This is a genomic window from Rhodococcus sp. (in: high G+C Gram-positive bacteria) (assembly GCF_049286785.1).
In the GTDB taxonomy this organism is placed as follows: domain Bacteria; phylum Actinomycetota; class Actinomycetes; order Mycobacteriales; family Mycobacteriaceae; genus Rhodococcus_F.
On record NZ_JBAQEO010000524.1, the window covers coordinates 16,311 to 30,240 of the forward strand.

General features: G+C 66.5%; 13 protein-coding genes. All 13 read right to left on the reverse strand.

Annotated elements, in window-relative coordinates; translation table 11 throughout:
• Positions 1-34: 34 nt before the first annotated feature.
• The gene (locus WAW17_RS19035; protein WP_422334492.1) at positions 35-535 is read right to left on the reverse strand and encodes a hypothetical protein; all 501 of its coding nucleotides are present in this window, start codon (positions 533-535) and stop codon (positions 35-37) included.
• Between the two features lie 131 nt (positions 536-666).
• Positions 667-1,998 carry a DNA polymerase IV gene (locus WAW17_RS19040; RefSeq protein WP_422334503.1) on the reverse strand — a complete coding sequence of 444 codons (1,332 nt, stop codon included), beginning with the start codon at positions 1,996-1,998 and terminating at the stop codon, positions 667-669.
• 46 nt (positions 1,999-2,044) lie between these two features.
• Positions 2,045-5,206, reverse strand: a complete 3,162-nt coding sequence (ileS, locus tag WAW17_RS19045) for an isoleucine--tRNA ligase (RefSeq protein WP_422334493.1) — start codon at positions 5,204-5,206, stop codon at positions 2,045-2,047.
• Between the two features lie 259 nt (positions 5,207-5,465).
• Positions 5,466-5,768, reverse strand: coding sequence for a hypothetical protein (locus WAW17_RS19050; RefSeq protein ID WP_422334494.1), 303 nt, complete (start codon positions 5,766-5,768; stop codon positions 5,466-5,468).
• A 46-nt stretch (positions 5,769-5,814) separates the two neighbouring features.
• Entirely contained in the window at positions 5,815-6,633 is an 819-nt protein-coding gene (locus WAW17_RS19055; protein WP_422334495.1) for a DivIVA domain-containing protein, read from the reverse strand.
• Between the two features lie 102 nt (positions 6,634-6,735).
• On the reverse strand, positions 6,736-7,038 hold the full coding sequence (locus WAW17_RS19060) for a YggT family protein (RefSeq protein ID WP_422334496.1): 303 nt from the start codon (positions 7,036-7,038) through the stop codon (positions 6,736-6,738).
• A 140-nt stretch (positions 7,039-7,178) separates the two neighbouring features.
• Complete coding sequence (locus tag WAW17_RS19065) at positions 7,179-7,847, reverse strand: cell division protein SepF (protein ID WP_422334497.1); 669 nt, start codon at positions 7,845-7,847, stop codon at positions 7,179-7,181.
• 110 nt (positions 7,848-7,957) lie between these two features.
• Positions 7,958-8,683 (reverse strand): YggS family pyridoxal phosphate-dependent enzyme, encoded by a 726-nt coding sequence (locus WAW17_RS19070; protein ID WP_422334504.1) that lies wholly within the window; start codon positions 8,681-8,683, stop codon positions 7,958-7,960.
• 76 nt (positions 8,684-8,759) lie between these two features.
• Positions 8,760-9,503: a peptidoglycan editing factor PgeF gene (pgeF, locus tag WAW17_RS19075; RefSeq protein WP_422334498.1), complete on the reverse strand. Its 744-nt coding sequence runs from the start codon at positions 9,501-9,503 to the stop codon at positions 8,760-8,762.
• Positions 9,500-10,699, reverse strand: coding sequence for a cell division protein FtsZ (gene ftsZ, locus WAW17_RS19080; protein ID WP_422334499.1), 1,200 nt, complete (start codon positions 10,697-10,699; stop codon positions 9,500-9,502). Before ftsZ ends, pgeF begins: the two co-directional genes overlap by 4 nt.
• A 210-nt stretch (positions 10,700-10,909) precedes the next feature.
• Complete coding sequence (locus WAW17_RS19085; protein ID WP_422334500.1) at positions 10,910-11,548, reverse strand: cell division protein FtsQ/DivIB; 639 nt, start codon at positions 11,546-11,548, stop codon at positions 10,910-10,912.
• A 254-nt stretch (positions 11,549-11,802) separates the two neighbouring features.
• Entirely contained in the window at positions 11,803-13,311 is a 1,509-nt protein-coding gene (murC, locus tag WAW17_RS19090; RefSeq protein ID WP_422334501.1) for a UDP-N-acetylmuramate--L-alanine ligase, read from the reverse strand.
• Positions 13,308-13,930, reverse strand: a 623-nt coding sequence (locus WAW17_RS19095) for a UDP-N-acetylglucosamine--N-acetylmuramyl-(pentapeptide) pyrophosphoryl-undecaprenol N-acetylglucosamine transferase (protein WP_422334502.1), incomplete at its 5' end; no start/stop codon positions are given. The genes murC and WAW17_RS19095, both read right to left, overlap by 4 nt.

A 13,930-nucleotide genomic window follows, 5' to 3' on the forward strand; every position in this document is an offset into this window, starting at 1 on the left:
GAACCTTACGATCCGTCGGGATCGACAGCGTGGATCAGACCGGGCACGCAGGCGAGGTCAGCTGTGCGAGCGACACGATCTGGCACGCAGTGACCTGCGACAGCTTCCACGATCCGGTGCCGCTGGGAACGAAGATCGCGGGGAGACCACCCTGCTGGACCTGACCACCGACCGTGAGCTGCAGCTGGCCGCTGGCGGTGCCGTCGCCGTTGTCGATAACCGGGTCGAGCACGGTGACCTGTGCGTTGTTCGCGCGCGCAGCGGCGGCAACCTGGTTGATCAGCTCCGGGTCCTGCTCGGAACCCTCGACCATGGCGGCCTTCTCCTCCAGCGGGGTGGCGGGATCGAGACCCTTCACCAGCAACACGTTCAGTTCGGCCGCGGTGGGCACCTCGAGAGCTTCCGACGTGGGAGCCGCAGAAGTGGTGGTCGTGGTCTTGGTCGCCGTGTCACCGCCGTCATCCGAACCACAGGCGGACATGGTGAGGGCTGCGGCGATGGCAACCACGGCAACCGTGCTCTTTCGAAGATTCAACTCGATAACCTCTTCATTCTCGGGTGTTCGTACTCGGTCAATCAAGCATCGGCGTGCTTCCGGGCCACATTACCCAACGGTAAGCACTGGGGGACGAGGCTACCTTCTCCACCTGAAAGGCTCCAGCACCCTCACTTCAGAGATCCCTCCACCTCGGCGCGCGCGAGTTGTTCGTCGTCGTCCCGGAAGGTTCTCGCAACCCCCGGGCCCGTCGTGCGGGTCTCGAACCGGACAGTCACCACCCCGTGCCCGGCCCCCTGCACCCAGCCGTGGCCGTGGTCCGGGTGTGCCACGTCCAGCCCCGGGAACCACCTGCGGTCGATATCCCGTGCGGGTACCGGCGTGTGCGGAAGGGATTCTGTACCGGCAACGTTCGTTGTCCTCGACTCCTCGGAGCCGGGAACGTCCAACTCCAGCTCGGGAAACAGCGAACCCTGGCGTACCGACGACAGTCCGGCGAATCCGACACCGACGAGACGCACCGGTCCCAGTTCGATGGGATCGATCACCTGCCGCTGCGCCGCCGCGACCAGGATCTGCCGATCGAGGGTGGCGTACGGCAGCGTGACCGATCTCGTCAGGATCCCCATGTCCGACTTCTTCAGCTTCAGTACCACGGTCCGCGCCGCCCTGCCGTCCTTCTCCAGCCGGGCGAACGCAGAAGACGCACTCGCCTCAACCGCGGCACGCAGCTCGCCGACCGTGACGATGTCGATGGCGAACGTGGTTTCCGCACTGACCTGTTTGGACTCCGCACGCTCGGCGACCGGCCTGTTGTCGATGCCGCGTGCCAGCCGGTGCAGTCCCGGCCCGATGGTGGTGCCGAGGATCGAGGCCACCTCGGACTCGGCGGTGCGCGCCAGGCCGCCGATCGTCTCGATACCGAGTCGTTTCAGCTTCTCTTCGGCGACAGGGCCGATGCCCCACAGCTTCCGCACGGGCAGCGCCTCCAGAATCGACTGCTGCTCGTCGGGGGGAATGACCGTGATCCCATTGGGTTTGGCCAGCCCAGACGCGATCTTGGCCACCTGTTTTCCGGACCCCGCCCCGATCGACGCGACGAGCCCGGTCTCCGCGAGGACCAACGCACGCAGACCCTCGCAGTAGCGCCGGACGGTAGCCACATCCGCGCCGGCGAGTTCCGTCGGCTCCCCGAACGCCTCGTCCATGGACAGTTGTTCCAGCACCGGCATCGGCGCGCGGAGGGCGTCGAACACCGATTTGCTCAACATTCCATAGAGCCGGCCCCGCGGCGGCAGCACCACAGCGCCCGGTCCCACGAGCCGGCGTGCCTGATGCATGGGCATGGCGGAACGAGCACCGAACACACGCGCCTCGTAGCTCGCGCCGGCGACGACTCCGCGACCGCCGAGGCCGCCGACGAGGACGGGGCGGCCCCGGAGCGTCGGCCGGGTGAGTTGCTCGACCGACGCGAAGAAGGCGTCCATATCGAGGTGCAACACCCACCGACGGCTCACGGTGGCGAAATTACTCTTGCGGTCCGACAGCTCACACCTTGGAGATCGCCGCCCGCACACCCTCGCCCAGCTCGACAGCATCGCTGGGGGCGTCGGCTAGTTCGAGATCGACCGCGAGAATCTCACCCGAGATCAGATCCCGGTGTGCCTGCGCCCAGTCCCGCCGTTCCGCCGGCACCTCGAGAACGACGCGGATCCGATCGGACACCTCGAGTCCGGCCGCCCGTCGAGCATCCTGCAGCTCACGGATCCGGTCCTTTGCCCAGCCCTCCGCCTCGAGTTCCTCCGTGACGGCCGAATCCAGAACGACCAGTCCGGCACCGTCCGGCAGGGCAGCCGTCGACTCGGGCTCGGCCGCGACGAGGCGCTGCGTGTATTCCTCGGGCAGCAGCGCGATCCCGGCCGCGGTCACCACACCGTCCGCGCTCTCCGCCCAGTCCCCCGCCTTGACCGCCTTGATTACGGTCTGCACGTCCTTGCCCAGACGCGGCCCCGCAGCGCGGGCGTTGACGACGAGTTCGAAGCGGCCGTGCGCGTCCACGTCCGTCGTGAGGTCCACCTTCTTCACGTTGACCTCGTCGGCGATCAGGCCGATGAAGGGACGCAGATGCTCGGCGTCCTCGGAGGCCACCGTCACCTCCGGCAACGGCAACCGCACCCGCAGGTTCTGAGCCTTACGCAGTCCGAGCACGGTCGAACACACCGAACGCACCTCGTCCATCGCGGCAACGAGATCGGGGTCGGCGGGCAATTCCTCCGCCGTCGGCCAGTCCGCGAGATGGACCGACCGCCCACCGGTGAGACCGCGCCAGATCACCTCGCTGATCAACGGCAGCAACGGTGCAGCGAGCCGGGTCACCACCTCGAGAACGGTGTGCAGGGTGTCGACCGCGTCCTTGTCCTCGTCCCAGAACCGTGAACGTGACCGGCGCACATACCAGTTCGTCAGCGCGTCACAGAAGGTCCGCAGTTCGTCACAGGCCCCGGCGATGTCCACCGCCTCGAGCGATTCGGTGATGACGTCACGGGTAGCCGCCAGCTTCGCGAGGATGTAGCGGTCCAGCACGTTCGTGGAATCCGTGCGCCACTCGCCCGATGCGGGCGCATACAGCTGCAGGAAGCTCCAGGCATTCCACAACGGCAGGAGCGCCTGCCGCACGCCCTCCCGGATCCCCTGCTCGGTGACGACCAGGTTGCCGCCCCGCAGGATCGGCGACGACATGAGGAACCACCGCATGGCATCCGAGCCGTCCCGTTCGAACACCTCGTTGACGTCCGGGTAGTTGCCCTTCGACTTGCTCATCTTCAGGCCGTCTTCGCCGAGCACGATGCCGTGCGCCGCAACGGTCTTGAACGCCGGACGATCGAACAGCGCCGTGGCGAGCACATGCAATGTGTAGAACCAGCCACGCGTCTGGCCGTTGTACTCCACGATGAAGTCGCCGGGGAAATGCGCGGTGTCATCCCCGCTCACGCCGCTCGCCCCGATGAACCAGTCGCGATTCTCGAACGGGTAGTGCACCTGCGCGTACGGCATGGAGCCGGATTCGAACCAGCAGTCCAGAACCTCGGGCACGCGACGCATCATCGACTTACCGGTCGGGTCGTCGGGATTGGCACGAACCAGGTCGTCGATCATCGGCCGGTGCAGGTCGGTGGGCCGCACACCGAAGTCCCGCTCGAGCTCGTCGAGCGAACCGTAGACGTCCGTCCGTGGATACGCCGGATCATCCGACACCCACACCGGGATCGGACTGCCCCAGTACCGGTTACGGCTGATGTTCCAGTCGCGTGCACCCTCGAGCCACTTACCGAACTGGCCGTCGCGGATATGCTCGGGCACCCAGGTGATGTCCTTGTTCAGTTCGACCATGCGGTCACGGAACTTGGTGACCGCGACGAACCACGACGGAACCGCCATGTAGATGAGCGGCTTACCACTGCGCCAGCTGTGCGGGTAGGAGTGCTCGATCGTCTCGTGCCGCAGCAACTTTCCAGCAGCCTTGAGATCCTTGATGATCACCGGGTTCGCATCGAAGACCTGGAGCCCTTCGTACGGCGGAACCATCGACGTGAACTTGCCACCCGGGTCGAGAGGCTGCACGATGTCGATCCCGTTGGCGGTGCAGTACTCCATGTCCTCCTCACCGAAAGCCGGTGCGAGGTGGACGATTCCGGTACCGGACTCGGTCGTCACGTAGTCGGCCGCGATAACGCGGTGGGCGTTCTCGTGGCCGACGAAGAAATCGAACGGCGGGTCGTAGCTGAGCCCGACGAGGTCGGCCCCCTTGTGTTCGGAGATCACCTCCGGCGCTTCACCCAGCTCACGGGCATAATGCCCCAGCCGGTCCTTCGCCAGCACGTAACGCTTTCCGTCGGCCTCGACCTGGACATAGTCGATGTCCGGATGCACGGCGATGGCAAGGTTGGACGGCAGCGTCCACGGTGTGGTGGTCCAGATGATCGCGTTCGCGCCGTCGAGTGGACCCGCACCGCGCAACGGCATGTCGACGGTGACCGCGGGATCCTGACGCATCTTGTAGGCGTCGTCGAGCCTGGTCTCCTGGTTCGACAGCGGGGTCTGTTCATACCAGCTGTACGGCAGCACACGGAAGCCCTGGTAGATCAGGCCCTTGTCGAACAGTTCCTTGAACGCCCACATCACCGACTCCATGAAGTCGAGATCGAGCGTCTTGTAATCGTTGTCGAAGTCGACCCACCGCGCCTGACGGGTGACGTAGTTCCGCCATTCGTCCGTGTAGCGCAGCACCGACGACTTGCAGTACTCGTTGAACTTCGCGAGACCCATGGCGTCGATCTCGGACTTGTCCTTGATCCCGAGTTGCTTCTCGGCCTCGAGCTCGGCGGGGAGTCCGTGGCAGTCCCATCCGAACCGGCGTTCCACCTTCTTGCCGCGCATCGTCTGGAAGCGCGGGATCAGATCCTTGACGTACCCGGTGAGCAGGTGGCCGTAGTGCGGAAGTCCGTTGGCGAAGGGAGGGCCGTCGTAGAAGACGTATTCCGGAGCACCTTCGCGCTGAGCGATCGACGCCCGGAAGGTGTCGTCCTCGTCCCATCCGGCGAGCACCCGCTGCTCGATCCGTGGAAAGCGCACACCCGCCTGGTCGGAGATCCCGTAGTCGACCTTCGGGTACGAATCGTTGTCACCCGTCGCGTTGCTGGTATTGGTCACCGTCGATCTCCTCGTGCCTGGCGTACTCGGCACGGGGACGACGGCGACGCCTCGTGCGTCACCACCGCGGTACCACCCCGCTTGCGCCCAGGTGGACGCCTCTCGGTGTCGGGCTGTCACGGGCCCACCCGTTCGGTTCTACTGAGCCGGGTGTCCGGCCGTTCTTCCGAAGGCTCCCCGGTGATAGCCGGATCTCCGCCTGATGTTCTGTCTGAAATTGGAGACTGCCGCTCTGTGCAGTCCAGGTGCTCTGTGTAGTCTAGTCGCCTTCACCGGAGGGAGGCATCGAGCCCGGCTCCCCATCGGCTGCGGCGCGGCGACCACTGTCCGCTCCGGTATGTCGGCCCGAGGCGGGCGGTGTCCTCTCGCCCGGGGCGGGCGGTGTCCTCTTGCCCGAGGCGGGCGGTGTCCTCTTGCCGGCCAGCGCACTGACCAGGAGGAGTATCGCGCCGAGGATACACACCGCGATGCAACCCCACGCCCAGATGACCGACCCGGTCATCAAGGCGACGACCAGGAGGGCGAAGCCCACCGCCGCAAGAACGAGTGTCACGACCAGCACGGCTCAACCTCGATCCAGCTGCTGGGTGGACAACTACCGGACTTGGTCAGCTATTGCCCTTGGCGTAGGACTGGCTGTAGTTGCTGGACTGCGAACCGCCCTGCGCGAACGAATCCTGCCCACCGTCCACCGGCACCGCGGATCCTCGCTGCTCCAGTTCCTCGAGCTGCGACTCCAGGTAGGACTTCAGGCGTACCCGGTACTCGCGCTCGAACGTCTTGAGCTGCTCGATCCGGCCTTCCAGCACCGAACGCTGCTGGTTGATCGTCGCCATGATCTCGGTGTGCTTCTTCTCCGCATCCGCCTGCAGCGCGTCGGCCTTCTCCTTGGCCTGACGGAGCTGGGTTTCCGAACGGGTCTGCGCGTCGGTGATCAGCGCCTCGGACTTCTGGCGAGCATCGGCGATCATCGTCTCCGAACGCGTCCGCGCATCGCTGACCAACTGCTCGGAGTTGGTGCGAGCACTGCCGAGCAACTGCTCGGACTCCGCCTTCGCGTCACTCGTGAGCCGGTCGGCCATCTCCTGCGCGAGGCCGAGGACCTTTGCGGCCTGCATATGAGCTTCCGCTCCCTGCGGCGCTGCAGCAGCAGCTGCCGGTGCCGGTTCGGCGACACGAGCCGGCTCGGCTTTGGGGGCGGCAGCTTGCGGTGCGGCCGCGGCGCGAGGAGCCTTCTTCGCGTCGGCAAGTTCCTTGTCGAGCTCACCGACTCGCTGTCGCAGGTCGGCATTCTCCTCGATCAGGCGCGACAGCTCCTGCTCGACGAGGTCGAGGAACGCATCGACCTCATCCTCGTTGTAGCCTCGCTTACCGATCGGCGGCTTGCTGAACGCTACGTTGTGCACATCAGCTGGAGTCAGCGGCATGGAAGGATCCCTTCACGCGTCATTTGGCGGTCTAGCAAGCATTCAGTTACAGCGCAGTCTACGTATCGGTGAACCAACACCGCATCAATGGGGTCCATTCTGTCACACCAGACCCGTAGCCCGTGCTTGTCCCTGAACGATCGACATCAGGATGAAGACGATGAACAGCAAGACCATGATGGATAGATCCAACCGCACCCCACCGAGCGAAATCGGGGGGATGAGCCGCCGCAGCAGCTTGACCGGCGGATCCGTGACCGTAAAGATCGCCTCGAGAAACACGACGACGACACCCGTCGGCCGCCAGTCCCGCGCGAACGTCCGGACGAACTCGACGATGATTCTGCCGATGAGAAGCAGCCAGAAGACGAACAGTATCAAGTAGATCACTTGGAACAAGGCCACACCTTCACTCTGCCTGAGAATGGCCGGCCGATCAAAACGAGCCGGGTAATCAGGTGTTCGTCCCGAGCTACCACGTGCTGCCGCGCACCGAACGCCGGGATCCCGATGGTCGCTTCTCCCCTGCTCCGCTCGAACCTCGTCTACTTCTGGCTGTAGAAGCCGGTTTCGGCGATGCGGCGGCGCTCCTCTGCGGAGACGTCGATGTCTGCCGGGGAGAGAAGGAAGACCTTCGTCGCCACCTTGTCGAATGAACCGCGCAACGCGAACGCGAGACCAGCGGCAAAATCTACGAGCCGCTTGGCATCGGCGTTGCTCATCTCGACGAGATCCATGATCACCGGTGTCCCGTCCCGGAACCGCTCACCGATCGTTCGGGCCTCGCTGTAGTCCCGCGGACGCAGCGTCGTGATCTTGGACAGTGGTCCGCCCTCGTCGAACAGTGGTCCGCGCCGGTTCTCCACACGTTCGGACCGAGTATCGACGGCCAGCGCCCCGCGCGTGCTGCCACGCACGGCACCCGGCCGGGCGGAGCGCACTGCCACCGGCTCGACACGGGAGGCATGGCGAGGACTGTCGTACCGGTCGAACTCGTCATCCAGATCGTCGCGCCGTCCGGGTCCGTAGCCTGCCTTGCTGAATGCGGGTTCCGCGAAGTCGCGGTCGTCCCGGTCGAGGTACGGATCACGTCCGCCGTCACGAGCAGGGCGAGCAGTCCGGCGAACAGGTTCCGGTTCGTCAAGATACTCGTCCTCGTAGTCATCGAGGGGAACCATGCCGAAGTAAGCCTTGAACTTGTGCAGACTGCTCATTGATCGACCTTCCTTGGCGCGGCGGACAGGATCCGACTGCGAACGGTCGCAGCGGTGTGGACGGGTTGGCGATCACCCAGCCGACTTTCCTTCTCGGCTCGCCTCGGCGATCATTTCGAGGTTATAGGCCGCGCGCCCAACAGCGCGGTTCCGACACGCACGCAGGTGGATCCGTGTCGGACAGCGTGCTCGAGATCATTCGTCATCCCCGCCGAGAGTTCGGTCGCATCCGGGTGTTCGGTGCACAGCTTCTCGTGGACCGCCCTCAACTTCGCGAACGCCGCATCGGGGTCGGCACCGAGGGGCGGCACGGCCATCAGCCCGCGGTACTCGAGGTGGGGCGTCGACTCCGCCAGAGCGGCGAGGTGTTCGAGCTCCACAATCGGCGCACCACCGCGCTGCGGATCACCGTCGAGACTGACCTGGAGCAGAACCCCAAGCGGTGCCGACCGGTCCCCCTCGTCGATCGCGGCACCCACGGCCCGGCCGAGCGCGCCGATCAGCCGTTCGCTGTCGACCGACTGGATCGCATAGGCCCAGTGCGCGATCGACTTCGCCTTGTTGCGCTGCAGATGACCGATCATGTGCCAGCGCACCGTGTCGTCCGCGACCTCGCTGCGGAACTCGGCGATCTTCGCGGTGGCTTCCTGCTCGCGGGACTCCCCGAATTCCCGGCAGCCGAGGTCGTACAGGATGCGGACGTCCGAGGCCGGGAAGAACTTGGTGACCGGCAACAGCATCACCTCGGCGGGATCGCGCCCCGCGTCCCGGCACGCCCGGTCCAGCCGCTCTCGTACCGTCTCGAGCGCCGCACCGATCTCCCGGGCCCTGTCCATCCTCGCCACTCCCACACCGAATCTTCCACACCGAATCTTCCGCAGCCACGGCTGCTCGCCGGACGCCCTCTGCGCCTCAGGCTCCATCCTGCCCAGTATCCATCCAGATCGCGGCCGCGAGCCGACCGGTCGGTGCCCCGCGCCGATGACTGAACAATGTCGGATCTTCGATCGTGCATCGGGGATCCTCGGCCACACCGGCCACGCCCGCATCGAGCAGTTGCTTGCGGATGCCGGCGCGCAGGTCGAGACCGGGCGTTCCCTTCACCGTGCGGGTGGCGCTACCGGGCAGGTGTTTCTCCACGTCGGCTTGCATCGCCGCCGGCACCTCGTACCGACGGCCACTCGCGGCCGGGCCGAGGAATGCGCCGATCCGATCGATCCGGGCGCCCTGCTCCACCATCACGTCCAGCACCTTGGGCACGATTCCGAGCCGGGCGCCGATCCGTCCGGCGTGCACCGCAGCGATCACGCCGGCCTCGTCGTCGGACAGCAGCAGAGGCACGCAGTCGGCACTGAGGGTCGCGAGGGCGAGTCCCGGAACGGTGGTCACCAACGCGTCCGTGGCGGGCACGACGGAATCCCGCGGCCCGTCCACCACCGTCACGTTGCGACTGTGAATCTGCTCCATCCACACCAGGTGATCGAACGGAACACCGATCTTCTCGGCGAGGCGGCGACGGTTGGCTTCCACCGCCGCCGGGTCGTCCCCGACGTGGTCACCGAGATTGAACGACTCATACGGCCCGACGGACCTTCCACCGACACGGGAGGTGACGACCCGGCGGACGCGGAATCTTGGAGCTGACTGCGAACTCAACGACGCATGAAGGAGGGCACGTCGACTTCGTCTTCACCCTCCTCATCGGGCACCGGGACGGGCCGGGACGATCCGTGGCCGGGAAGCGGGGGCAGGCTGCTCGGGTTCTGGTGGGAACCGATCGTCTCGCGCGTCACCGACACCGACTCGCCGCCCTGCGACTCCCCGGACTGGTTCACGTCACCGGCCCGTCCCGCTCCGATGTTGGTTCGCCCGGCGGCACCGGCCTCGACCGGACGCCGAGCAGGCGTACCTGCGTCGAAGCCGGCGGCGATGACCGTGACACGCACCTCGTCACCGAGGGAATCGTCGATCACGGTGCCGAAGATGATGTTGGCGTCGATGTGGGCGGCTTCCTGCACGAGCGAGGCCGCCTCGTTGATCTCGAAAAGACCGAGATCGCTGCCGCCGGCGATCGACAGCAGCACGCCGCGGGCGCCCTCCATCGAGGCCTCGAGCAGCGGCGAATTGATGGCCGACTCAGCGGCCTTGATCGCACGGCCCTCACCGCGTGAGGACCCGATACCCATCAGCGCGCTGCCGGCGCCGGACATGACGCCCTTGACGTCGGCGAAGTCGACGTTGATCAGACCGGGAGTCGTGATGAGGTCGGTGATGCCCTGGACGCCGTTGAGGAGTACCTCGTCGGCGCTGCGGAACGCATCCATGAGACTGACCGCGGCGTCGCCGAGCTGAAGCAGGCGATCGTTGGGGATGACGATGAGGGTGTCGCAGGATTCACGCAGCGATTGGATGCCGGTGTCGGCCTGCCCGCCGCGGCGCTTGCCCTCGAAGGAAAAGGGCCGGGTGACGACGCCCACCGTGAGCGCGCCGAGTTTGCGCGCGATACTCGCGACGACGGGTGCGCCACCGGTACCGGTGCCGCCGCCCTCACCGGCGGTGACGAAGACCATGTCGGCGCCCTTGAGGACTTCCTCGATCTCGTCCTTGTGGTCCTCGGCGGCCTTGCGGCCCACTTCGGGGTCTGCGCCGGCGCCGAGCCCGCGGGTGAGTTCGCGGCCGACGTCGAGCTTGACGTCGGCATCACTCATCAGCAATGCCTGCGCGTCGGTGTTGACGGCAATGAACTCGACTCCCTTGAGTCCCTGCTCGATCATCCGGTTGACTGCGTTCACGCCGCCGCCGCCGATGCCGACGACCTTTATTACGGCGAGGTAGTTGTGCGGGGGCGTCATCGGCTCTCGCCTTCCGTGAGTGTGTATCGCGCTTTCCAACAAATCAGCCGGGAAAACTCTTAACCTCAACCATAGGGTTATGGTTATGTCAAGTGCTCGACTAGAGCGAAACGCTATGCACCGACATCGGGATACGCCATTAGGCGCGCCGAGACGCGCCGAGTTATTTGACGGAAACCGCCCCCGCGTTTCGCTCCACGCCGCGTCCGGTCATCGCACCGTCGCCAGATCGGGGCTCGACACGTCGTAGGTCTGCCCCGGCTGCGTCAGCAGAGCCAATGTGACGGCGGCCTTGCGTTCGGACTTCTCGGCAGCCCCCCAGACCACCACGCGGCCGTCGAGCAGGGTCACCGAGATATCCGAAATCGACTCGGCTGCAATCTCTCCCACCTGACCCCTCAGCTGCGGCGGCATCGACTGCAGCACCTCGAGGGCAGCGGACGTCGACGGGTCGCCCCACCCCGGCGTGTCGGTTACCAACCGCGGGACACCGGGCGGCGCCGGCGCGATCTCGTAGTCGACGGCCTCGGCGTCCAGCAGATGGGTTCCGTCCGGTGAATCGATGAACACCACCGGCACCCGTTCGGTGACCGTCACCCGGATGGTGGACGGATACGCCCTTTGTACCCGGGCTGATGCGACCTTCGGGATCGTGGCCACCCGCTGGGCGGCGGCGCCCACATCGACCTGCAGAAGTGGTTGCCCCCCAGGCACTGCCAGTACCTGAAGAACCTCCGCCTCCGAAATCGACGTCGCGCCGACGACATCCTGTTCACGAACCGACAGCAACGGGGTGAAGTAGGCGATCACACCCAGCGCCACCGCCACGATGACGCTCACCAGTCCCATCCACCACGGACGCCGATACCACTGGCGACGCGGTGTGGGCGCGGAGTCCGGGGTCTGGTGCGCGTCACGTCCGGATTCCCTTGTCCGAGTTGCTCCCGGCGCGGACGGAGAACTCCGGCGCGAGGCTGTGGCGCCAGCTCTGCGACTCCCCCGCGTGCCTGCCGAGGCACCCGGGCGCGGACTGCGTGGGGTGTCCCGTCGTCCGGCGCGCTCCGGTCGGTCCCGGCGATCTCCGCGGTCGGGACGGTCCGGAGTCATCGCGACTGGGCGTGCGGGGCCGCCCGCAGAGCGTCGAGGATCTGTTTGCCGAGCATCGTGACGTCACCCGCACCCATCGTGATCACGACATCGCCCGGTCCGGCCAGTGCGGCGACCTGCCGCGGCGCCTGCGACAGGTCGGGCTGATAATGCACCGGCTTCGACACCGCCAACGCGACCAGAGCCCCGCTGACGCCCGGCATCGGTTCTTCCCGGGCGCCGTAGACATCCAGCACCACCACCTCGTCGGCGAGGTCGAGCGCCCGGCCGAAGTCCTCCGCGAAAGTCGCTGTGCGGGAGTACAGATGCGGCTGGAAGACCACGATCACCTTGCCGCTGGGCACCTCGCCGGCAGACTCTGCGCGCTCTGCCGACTGGGCAGGACGCACCAGCTCCGCGGCGGCACCGAGTACCGCACGCACCTCCGTCGGGTGATGGGCGTAGTCGTCGAACACCCGGACCCCGCGCTCGCGACCGGTGAACTGGAACCGGCGGTGGACTCCGCCGAATCCGGTGATCCCCTCGAGAATCTCCTCGACGTCCGCGCCAGCTTCCCTCGCGGCAAGAATGGCGGCCAGTGCATTGAGTGCCATGTGCCGGCCCGGGACACCCATCCGGATCGTCCGGGGTGCGGTTTCATCGGCGAGATGGAACTGCAGCACTCCTCCCACGTCCCTCGCTTCGAAGCTCAGCAGCCTTGCGCCTACCTCGACACCGTTCACCGGATCGAAAAGCGCACAGCCGTTCTCGGCGCTCCCGTATCCGAGCACGCGAATCCCAGGCAGATTCCGCTCCACCACCCGCCGGGCGAGCGCCTCCGAGCCCGGATCGTCGAGGCACGCAACGAGGAGACCGCCGGGCATCAGCCGCGCGGTGAAGTCGTCGAAGACCTGCGTGTACGCCTCGGCGGTCCCGAAATAGTCGAGATGATCCGCTTCCACGTTGGTGACCACGACGACGTCGGGGTCGTACTGCAGCAGCGAACCATCACTCTCGTCCGCCTCGGCGACGAACACGTCGCCGCTGCCGTGGTGGGCATTGGTCCCGGCCTCGTTGAGCTCACCACCGACTGCGAACGACGGATCGAATCCACAATGCTGCAACGCCACCACCAGCATCGACGTGGTGGATGTCTTGCCGTGCGTACCGGACACCAGCAGCGTGCGATGCCCCTGCATGAGAGACGCCAGCACCGCCGGACGCAGAACAACGGGGATTCCCCGCCTGCCGGCTTCCACCAGTTCCGGATTGTCCTTCGGGATCGCGGCGTGGGTGGTGACGACCACAGTCGGACCGCCGGGAATCAGATCCAGCGCGCCGGCATCGTGGCCGATCCGGACCTGCGCTCCCCGCGCGCGGAGGGCAAGCACACCGCGGCTTTCCTTCGCGTCGGAACCGGAGACCTGCCCGCCCCGGGCCAGCAGGATCCGGGCGATGCCGGACATTCCGGCGCCGCCGATTCCAACCATGTGGACACGGTGCAACTGCGCGGGCAGGTCGGTCATCGGTTTCCCCTTGTCAGCGCGGCCACGTCGAGCACGATCTGCGCAACCGCGGCGGCTGCGCTGCGATGACCCACGCCGGCCGCGCGTCGTCCCATGTCCTCGAGCCGAGCGGGGTCGCGCAGCAGAGGAATCACGGTATCCGCGACGAATTCCGGAGTCAGGTCACCGTCGGCGACAATCATTCCACCTCCGCCCCGAACGACGGGTCTCGCGTTCAGTTCCTGCTCCCCATTGCCGTGTGGCAACGGCACGTAGACGGCAGGAAGCCCCACAGCGGAGACCTCGGCCACCGTCATCGCACCGGACCGGCAGATCACGGCGTCCGCAGCCGAATACGCGAGATCCATGCGCGTGAGATAGGGGACGGAAACGTACGGCGGACCGTCCGGCGAGGGCGGAAGCTCGAGAGTGTTCTTCGGCCCGTGCGCGTGCAGCACCGCAACTCCCGCCGCAGCGAGAGCCGGGGCCGCCCCGGACACCGCATCGTTGAGCGACCGCGCGCCCTGTGATCCGCCGAACACCAGCAGCACCGGACCCTGCGCGGGCAGCCCGAAGTGCGCCCGCGCCTGCGCCCGCAACGCCGCCCGGTCGAGTCCGGTGATGGACGCGCGCACCGGAA

Excerpts from the sequence above, each read along its gene's own strand:
- WAW17_RS19065 (WP_422334497.1), bottom strand. The coding sequence starts at position 7,847 with ATGAGCAGTCTGCACAAGTTCAAGGCTTACTTCGGCATGGTTCCCCTC.
- ftsZ (WP_422334499.1), bottom strand. The coding sequence starts at position 10,699 with ATGACGCCCCCGCACAACTACCTCGCCGTAATAAAGGTCGTCGGCATC.
- WAW17_RS19070 (WP_422334504.1), bottom strand. The coding sequence starts at position 8,683 with ATGGACAGGGCCCGGGAGATCGGTGCGGCGCTCGAGACGGTACGAGAG.
- WAW17_RS19085 (WP_422334500.1), bottom strand. The coding sequence starts at position 11,548 with ATGGGACTGGTGAGCGTCATCGTGGCGGTGGCGCTGGGTGTGATCGCC.
- murC (WP_422334501.1), bottom strand. The coding sequence starts at position 13,311 with ATGACCGACCTGCCCGCGCAGTTGCACCGTGTCCACATGGTTGGAATC.
- WAW17_RS19055 (WP_422334495.1), bottom strand. The coding sequence starts at position 6,633 with ATGCCGCTGACTCCAGCTGATGTGCACAACGTAGCGTTCAGCAAGCCG.